At 70.8% G+C, this 20,640-nt stretch carries 21 protein-coding genes, 1 tRNA gene and 1 other RNA gene; 15 read left to right on the plus strand and 8 right to left on the minus strand.

What is annotated here, in order from left to right:
• Positions 1 to 4: 4 nt before the first annotated feature.
• A tRNA-Ser gene (locus tag IEZ27_RS12585) sits at positions 5 to 92 on the minus strand.
• 107 nt (positions 93 to 199) lie between these two features.
• On the opposite strand from IEZ27_RS12585, the gene ffs reads away from it, so the two are divergent.
• Both ffs and IEZ27_RS12595 read left to right on the plus strand, forming a co-directional pair.
• Positions 200 to 295, plus strand: an RNA gene (ffs, locus tag IEZ27_RS12590) — signal recognition particle sRNA small type.
• Positions 296 to 326: 31 nt separating this feature from the next.
• Positions 327 to 2,651 (plus strand): DNA polymerase III subunit gamma and tau, encoded by a 2,325-nt coding sequence (locus IEZ27_RS12595; RefSeq protein WP_189647306.1) that lies wholly within the window; start codon positions 327 to 329, stop codon positions 2,649 to 2,651.
• Between the two features lie 24 nt (positions 2,652 to 2,675).
• Here the strand turns inward: IEZ27_RS12595 and IEZ27_RS12600 are convergent, their stop codons facing one another.
• Complete coding sequence (locus tag IEZ27_RS12600; RefSeq protein WP_189647307.1) at positions 2,676 to 4,094, minus strand: GAF domain-containing protein; 1,419 nt, start codon at positions 4,092 to 4,094, stop codon at positions 2,676 to 2,678.
• Positions 4,095 to 4,426: 332 nt separating this feature from the next.
• Here IEZ27_RS12600 and IEZ27_RS12605 point away from each other — a divergent pair, with 332 nt between their 5' ends.
• The 5 genes from IEZ27_RS12605 (at position 4,427) to IEZ27_RS12625 (ending at position 8,319) form a co-directional block, all read left to right on the plus strand.
• Positions 4,427 to 4,777 carry a YbaB/EbfC family nucleoid-associated protein gene (locus IEZ27_RS12605; RefSeq protein ID WP_125640519.1) on the plus strand — a complete coding sequence of 117 codons (351 nt, stop codon included), beginning with the start codon at positions 4,427 to 4,429 and terminating at the stop codon, positions 4,775 to 4,777.
• 2 nt (positions 4,778 to 4,779) lie between these two features.
• The gene (gene recR, locus IEZ27_RS12610) at positions 4,780 to 5,379 is read left to right on the plus strand and encodes a recombination mediator RecR (RefSeq protein ID WP_125640516.1); all 600 of its coding nucleotides are present in this window, start codon (positions 4,780 to 4,782) and stop codon (positions 5,377 to 5,379) included.
• On the plus strand, positions 5,372 to 5,902 hold the full coding sequence (locus IEZ27_RS12615) for a DUF5063 domain-containing protein (protein ID WP_125640513.1): 531 nt from the start codon (positions 5,372 to 5,374) through the stop codon (positions 5,900 to 5,902). The genes recR and IEZ27_RS12615 overlap by 8 nt, the downstream gene beginning before the upstream one ends.
• A gap of 87 nt (positions 5,903 to 5,989) precedes the next feature.
• The gene (locus IEZ27_RS12620; RefSeq protein ID WP_125640510.1) at positions 5,990 to 7,264 is read left to right on the plus strand and encodes an aspartate kinase; all 1,275 of its coding nucleotides are present in this window, start codon (positions 5,990 to 5,992) and stop codon (positions 7,262 to 7,264) included.
• Positions 7,261 to 8,319 carry an aspartate-semialdehyde dehydrogenase gene (locus tag IEZ27_RS12625; RefSeq protein ID WP_189647308.1) on the plus strand — a complete coding sequence of 353 codons (1,059 nt, stop codon included), beginning with the start codon at positions 7,261 to 7,263 and terminating at the stop codon, positions 8,317 to 8,319. The genes IEZ27_RS12620 and IEZ27_RS12625 overlap by 4 nt, the downstream gene beginning before the upstream one ends.
• Positions 8,320 to 8,435: 116 nt before the next feature.
• On the opposite strand, the gene IEZ27_RS12630 is transcribed toward IEZ27_RS12625, so the two are convergent.
• Complete coding sequence (locus IEZ27_RS12630; RefSeq protein WP_189647309.1) at positions 8,436 to 9,296, minus strand: hypothetical protein; 861 nt, start codon at positions 9,294 to 9,296, stop codon at positions 8,436 to 8,438.
• Between the two features lie 319 nt (positions 9,297 to 9,615).
• Here IEZ27_RS12630 and IEZ27_RS12635 point away from each other — a divergent pair, with 319 nt between their 5' ends.
• From IEZ27_RS12635 to IEZ27_RS12650, 4 genes are all read left to right on the plus strand, one after another.
• Positions 9,616 to 10,284 carry a TetR/AcrR family transcriptional regulator gene (locus IEZ27_RS12635; RefSeq protein ID WP_185844972.1) on the plus strand — a complete coding sequence of 223 codons (669 nt, stop codon included), beginning with the start codon at positions 9,616 to 9,618 and terminating at the stop codon, positions 10,282 to 10,284.
• Positions 10,285 to 10,350: 66 nt separating this feature from the next.
• Positions 10,351 to 11,316 (plus strand): LLM class F420-dependent oxidoreductase, encoded by a 966-nt coding sequence (locus IEZ27_RS12640; protein ID WP_189647310.1) that lies wholly within the window; start codon positions 10,351 to 10,353, stop codon positions 11,314 to 11,316.
• Positions 11,316 to 12,734, plus strand: coding sequence for an amidase (locus tag IEZ27_RS12645; protein WP_189647311.1), 1,419 nt, complete (start codon positions 11,316 to 11,318; stop codon positions 12,732 to 12,734). The genes IEZ27_RS12640 and IEZ27_RS12645 overlap by 1 nt, the downstream gene beginning before the upstream one ends.
• A gap of 65 nt (positions 12,735 to 12,799) precedes the next feature.
• Positions 12,800 to 13,144: a YkvA family protein gene (locus IEZ27_RS12650; protein ID WP_229823909.1), complete on the plus strand. Its 345-nt coding sequence runs from the start codon at positions 12,800 to 12,802 to the stop codon at positions 13,142 to 13,144.
• Here the strand turns inward: IEZ27_RS12650 and IEZ27_RS12655 are convergent.
• The 4 genes from IEZ27_RS12655 to IEZ27_RS12670 form a co-directional block, all read right to left on the minus strand.
• A complete protein-coding gene (locus IEZ27_RS12655) occupies positions 13,141 to 14,337 on the minus strand; it encodes an amidohydrolase family protein (protein ID WP_189647312.1) in 1,197 nt (398 codons plus the stop codon). The genes IEZ27_RS12650 and IEZ27_RS12655 overlap by 4 nt on opposite strands.
• Positions 14,338 to 14,495: 158 nt before the next feature.
• Positions 14,496 to 15,239, minus strand: coding sequence for a tyrosine-protein phosphatase (locus tag IEZ27_RS12660; RefSeq protein ID WP_189647313.1), 744 nt, complete (start codon positions 15,237 to 15,239; stop codon positions 14,496 to 14,498).
• Positions 15,240 to 15,249: 10 nt separating this feature from the next.
• The gene (locus IEZ27_RS12665) at positions 15,250 to 16,095 is read right to left on the minus strand and encodes an SURF1 family cytochrome oxidase biogenesis protein (RefSeq protein ID WP_229823910.1); all 846 of its coding nucleotides are present in this window, start codon (positions 16,093 to 16,095) and stop codon (positions 15,250 to 15,252) included.
• Positions 16,096 to 16,127: 32 nt separating this feature from the next.
• On the minus strand, positions 16,128 to 16,607 hold the full coding sequence (locus tag IEZ27_RS12670) for a winged helix-turn-helix transcriptional regulator (RefSeq protein ID WP_189647314.1): 480 nt from the start codon (positions 16,605 to 16,607) through the stop codon (positions 16,128 to 16,130).
• 58 nt (positions 16,608 to 16,665) lie between these two features.
• Here IEZ27_RS12670 and IEZ27_RS12675 point away from each other — a divergent pair, with 58 nt between their 5' ends.
• From IEZ27_RS12675 to IEZ27_RS12685, 3 genes are read left to right on the plus strand one after another with little or no spacing between them, the layout of a single operon-like run.
• Positions 16,666 to 17,178, plus strand: coding sequence for a GNAT family N-acetyltransferase (locus tag IEZ27_RS12675; RefSeq protein ID WP_189647315.1), 513 nt, complete (start codon positions 16,666 to 16,668; stop codon positions 17,176 to 17,178).
• On the plus strand, positions 17,175 to 17,774 hold the full coding sequence (locus IEZ27_RS12680; RefSeq protein WP_125640486.1) for a TetR/AcrR family transcriptional regulator: 600 nt from the start codon (positions 17,175 to 17,177) through the stop codon (positions 17,772 to 17,774). The genes IEZ27_RS12675 and IEZ27_RS12680 overlap by 4 nt, the downstream gene beginning before the upstream one ends.
• Before the next feature lie 33 nt (positions 17,775 to 17,807).
• On the plus strand, positions 17,808 to 18,785 hold the full coding sequence (locus IEZ27_RS12685; RefSeq protein ID WP_189647316.1) for an NAD(P)-dependent oxidoreductase: 978 nt from the start codon (positions 17,808 to 17,810) through the stop codon (positions 18,783 to 18,785).
• Here IEZ27_RS12685 and IEZ27_RS12690 read toward each other — a convergent pair.
• Complete coding sequence (locus IEZ27_RS12690) at positions 18,757 to 19,059, minus strand: hypothetical protein (RefSeq protein ID WP_229823911.1); 303 nt, start codon at positions 19,057 to 19,059, stop codon at positions 18,757 to 18,759. The genes IEZ27_RS12685 and IEZ27_RS12690 overlap by 29 nt on opposite strands.
• A 122-nt stretch (positions 19,060 to 19,181) precedes the next feature.
• Here IEZ27_RS12690 and IEZ27_RS12695 point away from each other — a divergent pair, with 122 nt between their 5' ends.
• Complete coding sequence (locus IEZ27_RS12695; RefSeq protein ID WP_189647414.1) at positions 19,182 to 20,594, plus strand: N5-glutamine methyltransferase family protein; 1,413 nt, start codon at positions 19,182 to 19,184, stop codon at positions 20,592 to 20,594.
• Positions 20,595 to 20,640 lie beyond the last annotated feature (46 nt).

The following is a 20,640-nucleotide window of genomic DNA, read 5'->3' on the forward strand; positions in this document are numbered from 1 at the left end:
GAGCTGGCGGAGGATAGGGGATTTGAACCCCTGAAAGGTTGCCCTTTACACGCTTTCCAAGCGTGCGCCCTCGGCCACTAGGCGAATCCTCCGTCGACGAGCTTACCGGACTTCCGGCACTGCGGTGACCGCGATTTTTCACCGGACGAGCTTGGCCGGAAGCGTGGAGCGAGCACTGCTGAGGCCGGTTAGACTGTCCAGGGACCCCTCGCGCGGCGTCATCCTGTGAACCTCCCCAGGGCCGGAAGGCAGCAAGGATAAGCGGGCTCTGGCGGGTGTGCGGGGGGTCTCTTCGTTGAGAGCCCCCTCGCAGGCGGGATGGTCGCATGAGCCTTGCGCTTTACCGCAAGTACCGACCCGGGACCTTCGCGGAGGTCAAGGGTCAGGAACACGTCACAGACCCGCTGCGACAGGCGTTGCGTACGGGCCGCATCAACCACGCTTACCTGTTCAGCGGCCCCAGAGGATGCGGCAAGACCTCCAGCGCGCGGATTCTCGCCCGCTCTCTCAACTGTGAACAGGGCCCCACTCCCGACCCCTGCGGCGTGTGCGAGTCGTGTGTCGCGCTCGCGCCGACCGGCCCCGGGCACCTCGACGTCATCGAGATCGACGCGGCTTCCCACGGTGGCGTCGACGACGCGCGTGACCTGCGCGAACGCGCCTTCTTCGCGCCCGTGTCGGCGCGCTACAAGATCTACATCATCGACGAGGCGCACATGGTGACCCGCGAGGGTTTCAACGCGCTGCTCAAGCTCGTCGAGGAGCCTCCGCCGCACCTGAAGTTCATCTTCGCGACGACCGAGCCGGAAAAGGTCATCGGCACCATCAAGTCGCGTACGCACCACTACCCGTTCCGGCTGATGCCGCCGGCGACGCTCAAGGCGCTGCTGGAGGAGATCCTCACCTCCGAGAGCGTGCCTTTCGAGCCGCCCGCCCTGCCGCTGGTCGTACGCGCGGGCGCCGGTTCCGCCCGTGACTCGCTGTCCATCCTCGACCAGCTCCTCGCCGGGGCCGAGGAGGACGGCATCACCTACGCCAAGGCCGTCTCCCTGCTCGGCTACACCGACGGCGACCTGCTCGACGAGGTCGTCAACGCGTTCGCGGGGCGGGCCGGCGGCGAGGTGTTCCAGGCGGTCAACAGGGTGATCGAGGGCGGCCACGACCCGCGCCGCTTCGCCTCCGACCTGCTGGAGCGCTTCCGTGACCTGGTGATCCTGGCCAACGTGCCCGAGGCGGCGTCGAGCGGGCTGCTCGACAGGCCCGCCGACGAGCTGGAGCGGCTGGTGCAGCAGGCGGCCTCGATGGGGCCCGCCGAGCTCACCCGTGCGGCCGAGATCTTCAACGCCGGGCTCACCGAGATGCGCGGCGCCACCTCGCCGCGGCTGCTGCTCGAACTGATGTGCGCGCGGGTCCTGCTGCCGGGCGCGGCGCAGGGAGAGGCGTCCCTGCTCGCCCGGCTCGAACGCCTGGAGCGCGGCGGCACGGTCGCCCAGATGGCCTCCAGGGCGGGCGCGGTCACGATCCCGCGCCCGGCGGCTGCCGGCGACGCGCCCGTCCCCGCCGCCGGTCCCGGTGCTTCCGTCGGTACGGCCGCTCGCGGCGCGGTGGTGGCCCCGGAACCCGCGGCGCCGGTTCCGGGCGACGGCCGGGGCCCGGCAACCGGCCAGGGTCCGGTGGGCGGAGCGGCCGACGACTGGCCCGAGCCCGTACGCCCCGGCACACCCGCGCCTCCCGCCGCCGGCACGCCCGCGCAGACCCCCGCCGCTCCGGCCTCCGCGCCCGCGCCCGCGAGCGGCCCCGTCGCGGGCGGAGCGGGCGGCATGCAGCAGCAGTGGCCCGCCGTGCTGGCCGCGCTCAAGCAGCGCAGCATCGTGGTCTGGGCCAACGTCAGTACGAACGCCCAAGTCGTCGGCGTCGAAGGCAACCTGGTCACGCTCGGGTTCGCCCAGGTCGGCGCGATGAAGAACTTCACCGGCGGCGGCAAGGACGCCGTCGTGGCGACCGCGCTCGGCGACGTGCTGGGCGGCACGTGGCGGGTCGAGGCGGTGGTCGGCGGCTCTCCGGCGCCCCAGACCACCCGAGGCCCCGTACGCCAGCAGCCGCCGTCGGGCGGCCACGGCGGCCCCGCGCCTCAGCCGGCGGCCGGGTCGCCCGGCCAGGCGACGACCAGCCCGCAGGGCGGGGCGGGTGTGCACGCGGCCTCCCAGGGGCGGTCCGGCTCGCACGGCGGCTCCCAGGAGGAGCAGGGGTCGCAGGACCCCGGGCAACCTCCGGCCGACTCGGCCGCACGTCCGACCACTGACGAGTCGTGGCCCGACGCGCCCGACGACCTCAGCCCCGGTTCGCCGCCGAGCCCCGATCCCACCCAGACCATGACCGCCCGGCAGCCGGGGGGCGTCCCGGTCGGGGCGGGCCTGGCCGCCGCGCGGTCGGCGGCCAAGGCGGCCGCTCAGGCGGGGCCGCGCGCCCCAGCCTCACGCGGCGGCACCGCGGCGTGGCCGAGCGCGATCCCAGGACGTGACAAGGCCGCCGACGCCGACGACGTCGATCCGCTGAACGACGCCGACGCCGACGTGGACGCCGTCTCCGGCATGGCGCTCCTGCAACGCGAGCTCGGCGCCCAGGTCATCGGCGAGATCGACCACACCTGACGAACCCGCCCCTACCAGGCCCTTTCAGGGGAACAGGCGGGCGCGGGCGGCGGCCGAACGGGGGTCCGTCGGCGGCAGGGCCGACAGGCGTTCGAGGATCTGGTAGTCGTCGCGGCCGTTCGGGGTCTGGGCATAGGTCCACAGGTCGTCGGGGGAGCCGTGGCGCAGGAGGCAGGCGCGTACCTGGGCTTCGAGCTCCTCGCGTTCGCGCCGGATGTCGGGTGACTCCGAACGCGGCAGGAGCGGACCGGGGTAGGCACGGGCCAGGGCGGCGGTGTCGCCCGACGCGAGGAGCCTGCGCAGTTCGAGGAAGTCGGCCTCCACCGGGCACACCAGCCGGTACGGCTTCGCCGCCAGCACCTCCCCGAGCTGCCCGCGCAGCCGGTGGATCTCGGCCCTGATCGTCACCGGGTTGCCGTCGTCGCCGTAGAGGTGGAACGACAGCTGCTCGGCCGACAGACCTTGGGGATGCAGGGACAGCAGGGCCAGGATCTCGGCGTGGCGGAGCGAGAGCGGGCGTTCGCGGTCGCCGAGGCCGGCCGTCGGGGTGCCCTCGCCCAGGCAGGTCAGCCGGAGGGCGGGCGGTGTCGCGGACGGCGTGTCGCGCAGGAGGTAGCCGTCGCAGAAGGGCTCCAGGAAGGCGACGCTCCCGTCGCGCAGGATCATGCGCTGCCCGGACAGCGGCAGGCGGGCGCCGAGGCGGCCCATGGGGTCGCCCGAGATGACCCGGCCCGTGGGGGACAGCAGGATGCCCGGCCGGTTGCGCAGCGACTCGTAGCGGCGGCGCAGGCGTTCGTCGCGCTCGTGCATGCGTACGGTGAGTTGCGACTCGGCGAGCTTGGCCGTGGCGCCGACCAGGGCGACGGTGGCGGGGTGGAGATTGCGCGCGATGCCGCTGACGTCGACGCAGCCGATGACGCAGCCCGACTCGGGATCGGTGATCGGGGCCGCGCTGCACGACCATACGTGCAGCACGCGCATCAGGTGTTCCTCGGAGTAGACGTGCGTCGGGCGGCCGGTGGCCAGCGCGGTGCCGATGCCGTTGGTGCCGGCCATGTACTCGCCCCAGTGGTGGCCGTCGGCCAGTCCCACCTGGTCCGCGTGGCGCAGGACGCCGCCGTTGCCTTCGCGCCAGAGCACCCGGCCGTCACCGTCCGTGACGATCATGACGTGGTCGGTCTCGTCCGCCAGGCCGGAGAGCGTCTGGGCGAGCAGCGGCAGCAGCGGTTGCAGCGGATGGGCCTGCCGGATCTCGACGATGTCGGAGGAGTCGCAGACCAGAGGGGCGCTCTTGCCTTCCGGGTCGATCCCCGCCTCAAGTGATCGCCGCCAGGACGCCGTGATCAGTTTGCGGGGCGAATCGGGCCAGCTCTGCCCGGTAGCCGCTGCTTCGTGTGCTCCGCGTAGAAGACGGGAGTACGCATCGAGATGGCCGTAACTCATCGGTCACTCCAAGTAGTCAACAAGAGCATCCGTCCTGGCGGCGATCTGCGCAAGCTGTTCAGGGGGATTGCGGAGGGTGATTGAATGAACGCAACGTGTGTGCAACCTTTGGCGCACTAGCGTTCCGAAGCACGCGTCGGCGTGGTGCGGCCGCTCCGTCCGACGTGATGGCCGGGTCTCGGACACTGGAGGGGGGCCGAGACCCGGCCATGACAAAGGCCCGCGACGAAATGCCTGGAGGGAAACATGGGGAGCCCTCCCAGTACATGACGCCGCCCAAACACCGTAGGCTCGTGGCAGTCAAGAACCGGAGCCACGAGGAGCGCACGACGGTGAACCCAGGGGATGTCAACCTGCAGCAGCTGCTGGAGCAGGCTCAGCTCATGCAGCAGCAGCTTGTGAGCGCCCAGCAGGAGCTCAACGACGCGCAGATCGAGGGCTCGTCAGGGGGCGGCATGGTCACGGCCGTCGTCAACGGCTCAGGTGAGCTGCTCGAACTCAAGATCGACCCGAGCGTGATCGACGCGGCCGACCCGCAGGACACCGCCGACACGATCGCCGACCTGGTGATCGCGGCAGTCCGCGACGCGGTGCGCGCAGCCGCCGACCTGCAGCAGGAGAAGCTGGGCCCGCTCGCCCAAGGTCTGGGCGGCGGCGGCCTCGGACAGTTGCCAGGGTTCTAGGCATGTACGAAGGGGTCGTCCAGAACCTGATCGACGAGCTCGGCATGCTGCCCGGCGTCGGTCCCAAGAGCGCGCAGCGCATCGCGTTCCATCTGCTGGCGGCCGATCCGGCCGACGTCAAGCGGCTGGCGCACGCGCTGCTCGAAGTCAAGGACAAGGTGCGCTTCTGCCGGGTGTGCGGCAACGTGGCCTCCGAGGAGGAGTGCCGCATCTGCCGTGACCCGCGGCGCGACACGCACGTGATCTGCGTGGTCGAGGAGTCGAAGGACGTCGTGGCGATCGAGAAGACGCGCGAGTACCGCGGCACGTACCACGTGCTCGGCGGCGCGATCAGCCCGATCGACGGCATCGGCCCCGACGACCTGCGTATCCGCGAGCTCATGACGCGCCTGGCCGACGGGCGGGTCACCGAGCTCATCCTCGCCACCGACCCCAACCTCGAAGGCGAGGCGACCGCTACCTACCTCGCCCGTCTGGTCAAGCCGATGGGCATCAAAGTGACACGACTCGCCAGCGGCCTGCCGGTGGGCGGTGACCTCGAGTACGCCGACGAGGTGACCCTGGGCCGTGCTTTCGAAGGACGGAGGCTCCTGGATGTCTGATATGTGGGATGTGCTCGCCGAAGAGATCGCCGCGCACGCGCAGAACTACGTCGACGGCCTGACCAGGGTCGCCGGCGGTGAGGGCGGCGACGCGATCTGGTCGCTGCTCCTGGTGGAGGTCGCGCAGGTGAGCCTGGCCGGGGCCAAGCTCGGCGCCAACCGCGACGTGATCCTCTCGGGCAACTACGAGCCGCCGATGAGCGAGGACCCCGACATCGACGGCGTGCGCACGGCCCTGGCCGAGCGGCTGGAGGCGGTCGACGACTACGCCGAGGTGTTCGACCCGTACAAGGACACGTCGGTGACGCCGTACCGGTTGTCGGACGACCTGACCGCGGTCGCCGCCGATCTCATCCACGGGCTGCGTCACTTCCACGCCGGCCGGCCGCACGAGGCGCTGTGGTGGTGGCAGTACTCCTACTTCAACACCTGGGGAAACCACGCGGGCGCGGCGATGCGCGCGTTGCAGGCCCTCGCCGCGCACTCGCGGCTCGACGTGGCGGAGGAAGCCACCGCGGTGTGAAGATCATCCACATATTGGTATGAACCATCAGCCTCATGAGAGGCCCCCAGTAGACTGGCAGTTCACAGTCCAGACCGGGAGACTCTCGTGGCGCTCGTTGTGCAAAAGTACGGTGGTTCGTCCGTCGCCGATGCGTCCTGCATCAAGCGGGTCGCGCAGCGTATCGTCGCGACGAAAAAAGCCGGCAACGACGTGGTCGTGATCGTCTCCGCGATGGGCGACACGACGGACGAGCTGCTCGACCTGGCCGAGCAGGTGTCGCCGCTGCCTCCGGGCCGCGAGCTCGACATGCTGCTGACCTCCGGCGAGCGCATCTCGATGGCCCTGCTGGCCATGGCGATCGCCAACCTCGGTCACGAGGCCCGTTCGTTCACCGGCTCACAGGCCGGCGTGATCACCGACTCCACCCACGGCAAGGCGCGCATCATCGACGTGACGCCGGGCCGCATCCGTGAGGCGGTCGACCAGGGGCACATCGCGATCGTGGCCGGGTTCCAGGGCGTCTCGCAGGACACCAAGGACATCACCACGCTGGGCCGCGGCGGCTCCGACACGACCGCGGTCGCGCTCGCGGCGGCCCTGGAGGCCGACGTCTGCGAGATCTACACCGATGTCGACGGCATCTTCACGGCCGACCCGCGCATCGTGCCCGTGGCCCGCAAGATCCCCAGGATCTCGTACGACGAGATGATGGAGATGGCCGCCTGCGGCGCGAAGATCCTGCATCTGCGCTGCGTCGAGTACGCTCGGCGGTTCAACCTGCCGATTCACGTACGCAGCTCGTTCAGCACCAGGGAAGGCACGTGGGTCGTCTCCGACCCTTACACCGAAGGAACAGAGATGGAGCAGCCGATCATCTCCGGCGTCGCGCACGACCGGAGCGAGGCCAAGATCACTGTTGTCGGGGTTCCCGACAAGGTCGGCGAGGCTGCCTCGATCTTCAAAACGCTGGCCGACGCCGAGATCAACATCGACATGATCGTTCAGAACGTCTCGGCCGCGGCCACGGGCCGCACTGACATCTCCTTCACGCTGCCGACGGCCGACAGCCAGATGGCGCTGACGGCGCTGAAGAAGATCCAGGGTCGCATCGGTTACGAGTCGCTGCTCTTCGACGACCAGATCGGGAAGGTGTCGCTGATCGGCGCGGGCATGCGCTCGCACCCCGGCGTCACGGCGACGTTCTTCGCGGCCCTCGCCGACGCGGGGGTCAACATCGAGATGATCTCCACCTCGGAGATCCGCATCTCGGTGATCGTCGAGCAGGACGGTGTCGACGCGGCCGTGGCGGCCGCCCACCGGGCCTTCGATCTCGACGCAGACCAGGTCGAAGCCGTGGTGTACGGAGGTAGCGGACGATGAGCAGGCCCAATCTCGCGCTGATCGGCGCCACCGGTGCCGTGGGCACCGTCATGCGGGACATCGTGTCCACGCGGGAGGACATCTGGGGCGAGATCCGTCTCGTCGCCTCCCCGCGCTCGGCGGGCAAGGTGCTGAGCGTGCGCGGCGAGGACGTCGTCGTCCAGGCGCTCGCGCCCGAGGTGTTCGACGGCATCGACATCGCCATCTTCGACGTGCCCGACGAGGTGTCGGCCGTGTGGGTGCCGATCGCGGCCGAGCGCGGCGCGATCGCGATCGACAAGTCCGGCACGTTCCGGATGGAGCCCGACGTCCCGCTGGTGGTGCCCGAGGTCAACCCGCTCGACGCGCGCAATCGGCCCAGGAACATCATCTCCACCCCCAACTGCACGACGCTGTCGATGATGGCGGCCATGGGGGCGCTGCACACCGAGTACGTGCTCAAGGAGCTCGTCGTCGCCTCCTACCAGGCGGTGTCGGGCGCGGGCGTGGCGGGCTCGGCGCGGCTCTACGACGAGGTCGAGGCGCTGGCCGGAGACCGTTCGATCGGTCAGGCGGCCGGCGACGTGCGCAACGTCCTGGCCGACAAGCTGCCCGGGGAGTCGCCGTTCCCGGCGCCCATCGCGTTCAACGTGGTGCCGTGGGCGGGCTCGTACAAGGACGGCGGCTGGGCGTCGGAGGAGCTCAAGCTCCGCAACGAGTCGCGCAAGATCCTCGGCATCCCCGACCTGAAGGTCTCGGCGACCTGCGTCCGCGTGCCGGTGATCACCACCCACTCGCTGGCCGTGCACGCCCGCTTCGAGCGGGAGATCACGGTCGACGACGCTCACCGCGTGTTGTCGGCGGCGCCGACCGTCGTGCTGATGGACGACCCGGCCAAGGGCGTCTTCCCGACGCCGCTCGACGTGGTCGGCAACGACCCGACGTACGTGGGGCGCATCCGCCAGGCGATCGACTTCCCGAACACGCTCGACCTGTTCGTCTGCGGCGACAACCTGCGCAAGGGCGCGGCCCTGAACGCGGCGGAGATCGCCGAGCTGGTGGCCTCCGAGCTGTAGGCCCGACCGACTCCGTGGGGGACGCCGTGCTTCGTGTGCGGCGTCCTTCGCCTTTCCGGCGGCCGGGTCCCGTGGCTTCTGTGGGGGGTTGGCGCCCGATGAGCGGGCGGGTCCTGTCACTTGAACAGGATGTCCCAGTGGCTGCTCTCGTCGGCGAAGACGGTGCCGCTGGCCGAGCGGTAGAGGGCCGAACCGTCGCCGCGGACGCCGGTCCTCTGGTGGTGCCTGGTGATGTAGCGGTCGATGCACGCGTTGTGCGTGATGTCGAGCTTGTAGCCGTTCCCGTGGCTGTAGAGGCCGGGGGCGTGGCCCGTCTCCGTGCCGCCGGTCACCATGACCGGGCAGCCGCTGTCATGCTTGAGGTCGATGACGCGGGCGATCGTGCCGGCGCGTACGGAGTCGAGCGAGGTGCAGTGGTGCAGATAGCGGCTCGTACAGTGGCCGGATGACTTCGTGCGAAGGCCCGAGCTCTTCAGCCAGCGGGTCGCCGTGGCGTGGGTCATGTGCATCGCCGCCTGCCTGGGCAGCACGCGTGCCAGATCAAGCTGAGATCGCTTCTGCGCCCTCTGCGCGCGGCTTCTGGGCGCCATGCCCTCTCCGACGCTCGCGGGCCGCGTGACGGCTTCTGAGCGCTCGGCACGGTCCTGGGCGCTCGACCGCTCGGCGTACTCCTCGCCGGTCTCGACCCAGGCGTCCGCGGCCTCGTCCCAGGCGGCCCAGGCGTCCTCGGACTCCTCGGACTCCTCGGACTCCTCGGCCGGGAACGGGGATCCGGCGGTCGCCGGGCGGCCGGGAACGGCCTGGTGCTCCTGTGTGACGGTGAAGCGCTCGTGCGCCTCGCCGATGTCCGTGCCTGGCCAGGCCAGGCCCGGTTTCAGCCGGTACATCTCCGCCAGGGCGGCCTCGACGGCCGCCTGCCGGACGTTCGTCCATGGCCGGTCGGTCCCCTCCGGGATCCGGAGGGGCAGGTCGAGCACCCCCTCGGTCCCGTCAGGACGGGTGAACGGTGTTGGCGCCTGAACCCGCTCTCCACCTGATGGGTGGGAGGTGGCGGAAGCGGCCGACGCCAGCGCGATTATGGTGATCTGAATGCCGAGGAGCGCCACTGCGAAGGTGCGCGCTGTTCCACGTATCCACATGTCGATGCCTTTTCGCGGAAAAGAGCCCTTCCGCCTGAAACGACAATCCCACCATTCCCAGGAGATAACTCATGCCTCATGCCCATCTTTGCCCTGTGGCGGTGATCACCGTGCCACTCCATGACCCACCGCGCTTTCAAGACGTAAAGTGACGAACGTGTCCGAAGCCCGAAACAGAGGATCGGAGAGCACTCGAGAGGTCATCGTCGAGACGGCCTTGCGACTGTTCCGTGAGCGTGGCTTCGACGCGACGACCATGCGTGCCATCGCCGCCGAGGCAGGGGTGTCAGTGGGCAACGCCTACTACTACTTCGAGAGCAAGGAGGCGTTGATCCAGGCGTACTACGACCGCGCGCAGGCCGAGCACGAGGCGGCGTGCAGGGAGTTCCTGGCCACGGAGAGGTCGTTCGCCGCGCGGCTGAGCGGGGTGCTGCGCGAGTGGGTACGGGTGTCGGAGCCGTACCACGAGTTCGCGGTGAAGTTCTTCAAGCACGCCGCCGAGCCGACGAACCCGCTGAGCCCGTTCAGCGCCCAGTCGTCGCCGGCGCGGGAGGCGTCCATCGGGATCTACCGCGAGGTGGTCGAGGGGTCGAAGGACCGGATGAACGCCGAGCTGCGGGCTGAGCTGCCCGAGCTGCTGTGGTTGTTGTCGATGGGCATGGTGCTGTTCTGGGTGCACGACACCTCGCCGGGGTGCGTCCGTACGTACCGGCTGATCGAGGTCACGGTGCCGCTGGTGGACCGGCTGGTGGGGTTGTCGCATCTGCCGGGTCTGCAGGGGATCACGAAGGACTTCATCGCGGCGGTGCACGAATTGCGCGCGTAGAGGACTCCTTCAGGCCACATACCGCTTGGTATGGTCGGCTCACCGTCGCCGAACCGGAGGCCCTGAATGACGCGCAACTGGGGCATGACCATCCCCTTCTACGACCGTTCCCTGGCGAAGTCGCAAGAGCTGATCGCGGAGCTGCCCGGCCTCGGCTACACCGACGCCTGGTCGGCCGAGGTCAACGGCAACGACGGGTTCGTCCCGCTGGCCATGGCCTCGCAGTGGGCTCCGGGGATCAGGCTCGGGAGCGCGATCGTCCCGGTCTCTACGCGCGGGCCGGGGCTGCTGGCCATGTCCGCGGCCACGCTGGCCGACCTGGCCCCCGGCCGGTTCGTGCTCGGCATCGGCTCCTCCTCGCCGGCGATCGTCGAACGGTGGAACGCCGGGGAGTTCGCCAAGCCGTACGCGCGGACCCGCGACACGCTGCGTTTCCTGAGGCGGGCGCTGGCGGGGGAGAAGGTCTCCGAGCGGTACGAGACGTTCGAGATCAAGGGTTTCAAGCTGGAACGCGCCCCCAAGACCGCACCGAAGATCGTGCTGGCCGCGCTGCGGCCCCGGATGTTGCGCCTGGCCGCCGAGGAGGCCGACGGCGCGATCACCAACTGGCTCGCGCCCGAGGACGTGCCCAAGGTGCGCGCCGAGATCGGCCCCGGCACCGAGCTGATCGCCCGCCTGTTCGTCTGCGTGAGCGAGGACACCGACAAGGTGCGCGAGATGGCCCGGTGGATGCTGGCGAGCTACCTGACCGTCCCCGCGTACGCCGCCTTCCACGACTGGCTGGGCCGCGGCGAGGTGCTGCGCCCGATGCACGAGGCGTGGGCGGCGGGCGATCGTCAGGCCGCGCTCAAGGCCATCCCCGACGAGGTGGTCGACGCCCTCGTCGTGCACGGCGACGCCGCCACCTGCCGCGCCAGGATCCGCCGGTATGTCGACAACGGTCTCGACACGCCGGTGCTCGCGCCGATCCCGGGCGGCGAGGTGCCGATCGAGCAGGCCGTACGCGATCTCGCGCCCGTACGGGAGGACTGATGGACGACGTGCTGCGGCTCGACGCGGTCGGGCAGGCCCGGGCGGTGCGTACCGGGGAGGTGTCGGCGCGGGAGCTGGCCGAGGCCGCCATCGCCGCCATCGAGGCCCACGACGGCGAGCTCAACGCCGTCGTGCACCGCCGGTTCGAGCGGGCGCTGGCCGAGATCGACGACCTCCCGGCCGGCGCGCCCTTCCATGGCGTGCCGATCCTGCTCAAGGACCTGGGCTGGCGGCAGTCGGGTGAGCCGTACAGCGCGGGGTCGCGGGTGCTCGACGGCCTGGACGAAGCCCCGGACGGCCACGGCGTCGTACGGCTGCGCGAGGCCGGTTTCGTCCTGCTGGGAAGGACGAACACCCCGGAGTTCGGCAGCACGATCACCACCGAGCCGGCGGCGTTCGGGCCCACCCGCAACCCCTACGACCCGGCGTACTCGGCGGGCGGGTCGAGCGGCGGCTCGGCCGCGGCCGTGGCGGCGGGCATGGTCGCGCTGGCCACGGCGAGCGACGGCGGCGGCTCGATCCGCGTACCCGCCTCGCTGTGCGGCCTGGTGGGGCTCAAGCCGACGCGCGGCCGCCTGAGCCTGGGCCCGTCCATGGGCGAGGGCTGGAGCGGGTTCTCCTGCCCCGGCTTCGTGAGCAGGACCGTACGCGACACGGCGGCCGCGCTCGACGCGGTCTCCGGCTACCACCCCGGCGACCCCTACGACGCCCCCGCGCTGCCCGGCCCGCTGGCCGCCGAGGCGGGCGCCGACCCCGGACGGCTGCGCATCGGCTTCCTGACCGCCCACCCGCGCCAGGACGTGCCCGGCGACCCCGACCTGGCCGAGGCCGTCGCCAGGGCGGCCGCGCTGCTGGAGGGACTCGGCCACGACGTGGCGCCCGGCGGGCCTCAGGCGTTCGGCGAACCGGAATTCCCCGGACATTTCGGTGCCATCGTCGCCAACAACCTGGCCGCGCAGGTCGCGAGCCTGGGCACGTCCCGTGGCAGGCCGGTGGAGCCCGCGGAGCTCGAACCGCGCAACGCGGCCATGGTCGCCGCCGCCCGCGCCAACAGCGCGGCCGACCACATCCTGGCCACCCAATGGGTGGACGGCTTCCGCCGCCGCATGGCCTCCTGGTGGGCCGCGGGCAACGACCTGCTGCTGATGCCGTCGGCGGGGGCGGCGCCGTTCCCGCTCGGCTGGATCCCGCCCACCGACCTCAGCATCGCCTTCGGCAGGACCGCGCAGGTGGTGGCCTACACCTCGCCGATCAACGCGACCGGCCAGCCCGCGATCTCGCTGCCGCTGCACGCGACCGCGGCGGGGTTGCCCGTCGGCGTACAGCTCGTGGCGGCGGCCGGCCGGGAGGATCTGCTGATCCGGGTGGCCGCGCAGATCGAGCAGGCCAGGCCGTTCGCGCACCCGGCCATGCGCTGATCGTCAGGAACCCCCTGCCCGGCTGACACGTTATGTCGTGAGTAGCCTGGGGTAGGAGGATCCTCATGATGGCGAAGGCAGCACGGGCGGCGGCGGCGTGGCGGACGTACCGCGAGGTGACCAAGCCTGGCACGCCGGGAATGATGACCAGGGTGCGCGCGATCCCGCGCATGATCGGCGCGGTCACGCGCGGCCGCTATGACGGCATGGGCAGGGGCAAGCTCGCCCTGATGGCCCTCGGCGTGGTCTACATCCTGTCACCGATCGACGTCATCCCCGACTTCCTGGTGCTCGTCGGGGTGGCCGACGACTTCGGCGTGTTCCTCTGGCTGATCGCCTCGCTGCTCGGCGAGAGCGGCCGCTACGTCGAGCACGAGCGCAGGATCATCCAGGGGCGGCTGGAAGGCTAGATCTCCTCCATCCGCAGCCAGGCACGCGAGGGCAGCGGGTGGCCGAACAGGCGGGCGGCGTTGCCGTAGGCGACCCTCGCGATGTCGGCGGGCGGGAGCGTGCCGAGGTTCCCGGCCACGGCCTTCTGGGTGTCGGGCCAGGTCGAGTCGGAGTGGGGGTAGCCGCTCTCCTGCAGCACGTGGTCGAGGCCGACCGCGAGACGCACGCCGGACAGCGCGTGGTCGTCGAGCGTGCCGAAGAAGAAGTTGCGGCGCAGCACCTCGCTGGGCTTCAGGCCGCCGTCCCAGGCCGCCTCGCCGGCGACCGGGTGGTCGAGCGCGTAGTCGGCGCGCTCGGCCAGCATCGGCAGCCAGCCCACGCCGCCCTCGACGATGAGGATGCGCAGGTTGGGGAAGCGCAGCGGCAGACCCGACCAGAGCCAGTCGGCGCAGGCGAACATGGCGCTCGTGGGCATCAGCGTGGTGATCGCCTCGATGGGTGTGTCCGGCGAGGGCACGGGCGACCAGGAGGCGTCTCCGGTGTGCAGGGCCACGACCGTGCCGGTCTCCTCGCACGCGGCGAAGAACGGGTCCCAGTGGCCGGTGTGGATCGACGGCAGCCTGAGCCTGGTCGGGAACTCCGGGAAGACCACGGCCTTGAAACCGCGGGCGGCGTTGGCCCTGATCTCCTTGGCGGCCACGTCGGGATCGGGCAGCCAGGGCAGTTGCAGGCCGATGATGCGCTCGGGGTAGGTGCCGGCCCACACGTCGATGTGCCAGTCGTTCCACGCCTTGACCAGGGCCAGGCCGAGCTCCTGGTCGCGGGTCCTGGCGAACGGCATGCCGGACTGGCCGGCCAGCATGCCGGGGAAGCAGAGCGCGGCCCAGATGCCGGCGACGTCCATGTCCTGGACGCGGGCCTCGATGTCGTGGCAGCCGGGGCGCATCTGCTCGAATCTGACCGGGTCGAGGGTCCACTGCTCGCGCGGCAGCCCTGCGCCGACGTCGATGCCCGCGCACGGGTAGGTGGCCCCGCCGTAGCGCCAGACCTGGTGGCCGGCGTCCGTCTCCACGACCTTGGGAGCGACGTCGGCGTATTTTTCCGGGAGCCTGTCCTCGAACAGGTCAGGAGGCTCGATCAGGTGATCGTCGGCGGAGATGATCACATAGTCGCGCCGCCTTGGGTCTGGGTCGGGGAGCAGCGGCGTAGTCACGCAGGTAACCGTACGACGACGGCATAACGTCGAACAAGCTGCGACGTATCCGTTGGGTATCCATACATTCGTGCCCGGGACCGCCTGGAGGGGGATGGCGGCGATCCCGGGCTTGCGGGGTCCCTGAGGATGCTGCCCCTTGCGGACCCCGGCGGCTTCTACCCGCAGGAGATCGAATCAGTCAGGAGATTTTCCCGGAGCCCGGCGATGGTGGCCCGGTCGACCTGGAGGACGTCGGTGACATAGCGCTGGACGGAGCCGTGCCGCTCGGTGAGGTCGTCCAGGAACAGGCGCATGGCCTGGGCGGGGGCCAGCCCGAAACCCGGCCACATCGGGGCGTCAGGGTGCCTCGTGCGCCAGTCGGAGATGAAGCGTTCGGTCGCCAGGCCGGTCAGGGCGTAGTCGGCGACGATGTCGTCCTCGGCGACGCCGACGAGCGCGAGGATCAGCGCGGTGAGCAGGCCCGTACGGTCCTTTCCCGCCGCGCAGTGGATGACGACCGGCGCGTTGTCCGCGACGGCGACCGTCTCCACGGCCGCGCGCAGGTTGTCCACGCCGTCCTCGGTCACCTCCAGGTAGCGGTCGGCGAGGTAACGCTCGACGCCCGTCTCCTCGCGGAACTCGGCGAGGTTCCAGCGGCGCCCCTCGACGGGCAGGTTCCGGTACCGCAGCCCCTCGGTCTCCGGCACCCGGCCGGCCCGCTCGACCTCGAAGGGATGCCTCAGGTCGATGACGGTCCGTACGCGCAGCGCGTGGAAGGCCGGCAGGTCGTCACCGGCCAGCCAGCCCAGGGAGTCGGCCCGGTAGAGCCGCTGCCACCGGACGGTGCGCCCGTCCTGAGCGGCATATCCACCTACGTCACGAAAGTTGCAGAGATTGGCGAACTCAATGTGGCGGATCACCCTTCACACCTTAATTGGCGGCGGTTTCCGACTCCTGAGCCGCGGTCTCGCCTTCCGGCTCCTGAACCGCGGTCTCACCCGTGGGCTTGTCGGCCTTCCGCTCGGCCACCTCGCGCCGGATCAGCAGGATCCAGCCGCCGATCGCGATGCCGATGAACAACCACCACTGGACCCCGTAGGCCAGGTTGAGCCCGCCTCCCGAGCCGACGTCGGGCGCGGGCACCGGGGTGGGCGCCGCGACGCCCTCCGGCTGCTGCCCGGTGAGCTCGACGTACCCGCCCACGAGCTGGTACGGCCACCGCTTCCCGATCTTGTCCGGGTCGATCAGCAACACCTGGCCGTCCGGCAACCCGGACCGCTCGCGGATGCCCGTGGAGTCCTCGGTCTCGCTCGTACGTAGCCGTCCGGTGACAGTTACCTGACCTGTGGGCGGGGCGGAGACCGGGGGAGAGGCGTCGGCGGTGGCGGCGGCCTCGATCCAGCCACGGTTCACGATCACGGCGGTGCCGTCGCCGGTGACGAGCGGGGTCAGGACGTAGAAGCCGTTGCGGCCCTCCTGGGGGCGGCGGCGTACGAGCAGGCCGTTGGCGGCGTCGTACGTGCCGGAGGCGACGACCCTACGGTAGCGGTCGCCCTCGCCCACCGGACGGCCGGCGGCCGCGAGCCGGTCGAGCGGGACGGCGGCGGCCTCGATGTTGGAGGTCACCCTGTCCTTGTTGTCGGACCGCTCCTCGAAACGCCCGAACTGCCACCTGCCCAGGAACACGAAGGCGGGGATGACCAGCAGCACCACGACGTGGAGCGCCAGCCATCGGGGCGTCAGCAGGAACCGGTACACGCCTTCAAGGTTAGGCACCGGGGTGGGTGCTCCCTCACGCGGCTCGCCCGCTACGCGCTCCGGTCCCCGGCGCCCGAGCCGGGCACCGGCGTGACCTCGCGCGGCCCGGCCACCTCGTGGCCCTCCGTGCAGTGGAAGTGCAGCTCGACGGGGGCGCCGCAGTCGCGATGGGTGAGCAGCACCGGCGGGCCCTCCGCGTCGGCCATGTACTTGTCGCCCCAGTGCATGAGCGCGACCAGCAGCGGATAGAGGTCCCGGCCCTTGTCGGTCAGCCGGTATTCGTCACGCTGGCGCTGGCCGGGCTCGCGGTAGGGCTCCTTGCGCAGCAGGCCCTCGTCGACCAGCCGGGTCAGGCGCGCGCTGAGCACCTGACGGGGGGCGCCGGTGATCGCCTGCATGTCGGCGAACCTCCGCACGCCGCTGAACGCCTCGCGCAGCACCAGGAAGGTCCACTTCTCCCCGACGATGTCCAGGGTGCGCTCGATCGAGCAGTTGTCCACCCGGAAGCCCACTAGGAACGGCAGGTTCATCCTCGCATTATATCTGAGTTCGATTGACAGACTCAGCTCTCGCGGGCACGCTGAGTCTATGCAAGGAACCCAGATCCGCCCGGCTCGCCAGGACGACGAGGAGCGGATCAGACGCTTCCTGACGGGGTTGTCGCTGCACACGCAGACGCTGCGGTTCTTCACCGGGCTGAGCTCCCCGGGGGCCGGCCTCGTACGCACCCTGCTGACCCTGGACGAACGCCGCGACGCCCTCGTCCTCACCGCCGAGGACGAGATCGTCGGGCACGCCATGAGCTATCAGGGCGGTTGCGCCGACGTGGAGATCGCCGTCGTCGTGGCCGACCGCTGGCAGGGGTATGGGCTCGGCCCGCGGCTCGTCGACGCCTTGCTGCTCAGGGCCGCCGTACGGGGGGCGCGTACCGTGGGGATGGACGTGCTCGGCGAGAACCGGCGGGTGCTCAGGCTCGTCCGCAGGCTCTGGCCGGACGCCCGGATGAAGGTCACGTCCGGGACGGTCGAGGTGACCGCTAAGATCGATCTGGCGGGAGTATTTGCGGAACAAGGTTCTGGTAGCACACCATTGACAGCGTGAAGAGTGTCAAGAACGGACGCGACGGCCGCACCCGCATCATCGAAGGTGCCCTCCGCCGCTTCAGCCAGGACGGGGTCTCGGCCACCACGCTGGCCAGTCTGCGCGAGGAGAGCGGTGTAAGCGTCGGCAGCTTCTACCACCACTTCGCCAGCAAAGAGCATGTCTACGGCGTCCTCTACGCCGAGATCCTCGACGCCTACCAGCAGGCCTTCCTCGCCGAGCTCGTCGGGCACGACGACGCCCGCGCCGGCGTCGAGGCCGTGGTCGCCTTCCACATGCGCTGGGCCGGCGAGCACCCCGAGCGGGCCAGGATCCTGGTCAGCGAGCGGCCGCCGCGCAAGCACGAACCGGGCGGCGCCGAGGTGGCCGAGGCCAGGCGGGCGTTCTTCCGCCAGGTCTCCGACTGGTGGAAGCCGCACATGAAGAACGGCCTGCTCCAGCCCGTCCACGCCACCATGTGCTACGTCCTGTGGCTCGGGCCCGCGCAGGAGATGTGCCGCCTGTGGTTCGCCGGGGCGCACACCCCGACCGAGGAGGAGATCAAGGGTCTGGGCGAGGCGGCCTGGCAGAGCCTCCGCCAGCGCGGGGAGCAATGATCTGAGCACCGTCTGTGGTGTTATTGTCCAAATGTGAGAAGACCTCGGGCTCTGGTACTGCCCGACCTGCCGGAGAGCGCGCTCGCCCGCCTGGGCGAGGTCGCCGACGTGGCCGAGGCTCCTCCGCGGCCCAGCGTCGGCTTCACCGACGAGCAACTCGCCGACCTGGTCATCGAGACCGGCGCGAACGTGCTCATCACCGACGGCGACCAGGTTCGCACCTCGGTTCTCGCACTGCACATCGACATCGTGGCCAGCCTGGGCGTCCCCACCGGCGTCGATCTGCGGCTGGCCGCCGAACGCGGGGTCACCGTCCTGCACGCCCGTGACCGCGACCCCGACGCGGTGGCCGAGCTGACGCTCGCGCTGCTGTTCGCGGTCAGCAGGAACATCGTCACGGCCGACCGCGAGGTACGCAGGGGCCGTGCCAACCGTGGCAGGGTGCCGCCCGCCCAGCGCCACCGCGGCAGGCGGCTCACCGGGCGTACGCTCGGCATCGTGGGCCTCGGCCGGGTCGGCAGGGCCATGCGCTGGCGCTGCCAGGGGCTCGGCATGCGGGTGGTCACCTGCGACCCGTACGTCCCCGAGGCCACGCACACCCTGCCCGCGCTGCTGGCCGAGGCCGACGTGGTGTCGCTGCACGTGCCGCTGACCCAGGACACGAGGGGTTTCTTCGGCTACAGCGAGTTCGGCGCGATGCGCCAGGGGGCGATCTACCTCAACACCTCACGCGGCGCCCTGCACGACCTGACCGCCCTGGTGGACGCGCTGCGGCAGGGTCAGGTCGGCGGCGCGGGGCTCGACCACTTCGAGGGCGAATGGCTCGACCCCGCCCATCCGCTCACCAGGTTGCCGAACGTGGTGCTGACCCCGCGTCTGGGCGAGGCCACGGGGGAGAGCCTGGAGGAACTGGCGGAGACGCTGGTGGAGGACATCGCCCGGCTGCTGCGGGGTGAGCCGCCCGCGCACGCGTACGCGCCGGTCAGGCCGGTTGCCGGATCCGCGTCCTGACCTGCCACCTGGCGCGGTCGAGGGAGATGTCCAGCCGCAGGTCGCCGCGCTGCCTGCGCAGACCGGGCACGCGCAGCCGGTCGTGCACGTCGAACCTGCCCCGCGAGGGATAGCCGAAGCCCAGCTCGCCGGGCAGCACCCGCAGGTCGTCGCGGTTGCCGCAGCGCGGGCAGGTCCAGGAGACCAGGTCGAGGCCCCGGTTGTAGTCGGAGCAGGCGTTGAAGTACTCATCGGGCCCGAATCGCGACTCGCAGGCCAAGCAGGGGATCAGCATGGGTGCGCTCCTCGGTGCGGCGTCTTGCACCCTAAGAGATACCGCCCCCCACTTGTCCGTGGCTTGCAGAACACTTGGGCGCGTAAGTAACAGTATGAGCACTGTCGGTGTCTGGTGAAAGGATGGTGTCCGTGGAACGACTGCGCCATCACCTCCTGGAATCCGGCTACACGATCGACGGCGTCCGCGACCGGCTCGGCGCCATGGCGGCCTCGGCCCTGGCGCGGGAGGAGCTGGTCCCGACCCTGCGGGCGACCGCCGACGGCGACCCGCTGGCCACGCTGATCAGGCTCTGGTGGCTGGGCGTGCCGGTCCCGGCCAAGTCCGTGCCCGCCGAGGTCCTGGAGTCGGGCCTGGTGTCGGCCGACGGTGATCAGATCAGGGCGACCGTGCACCTCCAGCCGTGGGAGACCGGCGGCTACGTGGTCTCCGACCGCAAGGTGCGGCCCGGCGACCCGGCGCTGCGGCCCGACCACGTCGTCGGCGCGGGCGGCGCCTCGGCCAACCTGGCCCAGCTCGCCACGAGCCGCGCCGTGCCGCGCGCGCTCGACCTCGGCACGGGCTGCGGCGTCCAGGTGCTCCACCTGGCCGGCCGGGCCGAGCAGATCGTGGCGACCGACCTCAATCCGCGTGCTGTCGAGCTGGCCCGGCTGAGCTGGGAGTTGTCCGGCGTCACGGGTGTCGACGCGCGGGTGGGGTCGATGTTCGAGCCCGTCGAGCACGAGCTGTTCGACCTGGTCGTCAGCAACCCGCCGTTCGTCATCGCGCCCGGGGCCGAGCGCACGCTGACGTACCGGGAGTCGGGCGGCGACGGTGACGACTTCTGCCGCGACCTTGTCCGCCGTACCCCGCGTCACCTCGCGCCCGACGGCCAGGCCCACTTCCTGGCCAACTGGCTGCACGTCGAGGGCGAGGACTGGCACGACCGGGTCGGCGGCTGGCTGCGCGAGACCGGCTGCGACGCCTGGGTGGTCCAGCGGGACGTCCAGGACCCGGCCGAGTACGTCGAGCTGTGGCTCAGGGACGCCGCCGAGCAGGGCACCAAGGGCTACACCGACCATTACGACCGCTGGCTGGCCTGGTTCGACGAGCGCAAGGTCGAGGGGATCGGCTTCGGCTGGATCACCATGCGCAACTCGGGCACGCTCGACCCGGTCGTACGCGTCGAACACCTCTCCCACCAGGTGGTCCTCCCGGTCGGCGACTACGTCGACGACGTGCTCGACTCGATCGCCGCCGCCCATCGGGCCGCCGACCTCGACGCGGCGCTGTTGCGTACCGCCGAAGGGCTGCTCGACGAGCGCGTCGGCCTGCCCGGCGCGGAGGACCCGATCCGCATCGTGCTGCGTCAGACGCAGGGGCTGCGGCGCAGCAGGGAGGTCGGCACGGTCGAGGCCGCGCTGGCCGGCGTGTGCGACGGCGAGCTGGCGCTCGGGCCGCTGCTCAACGTGATCGCCGAGCTGGTCGGCGACGGCGAGATCCCCAACGCCGACGCGGTCAGGCCCCTCATCGCCGAGGGCTTTTTCCTGCTTTGATTCGCCGTTGATCCGACGTTGACCCCCTGGGTGGAGGCTTCTGACC

The organism is Nonomuraea spiralis, assembly GCF_014648435.1.
GTDB lineage: Bacteria > Actinomycetota > Actinomycetes > Streptosporangiales > Streptosporangiaceae > Nonomuraea > Nonomuraea spiralis.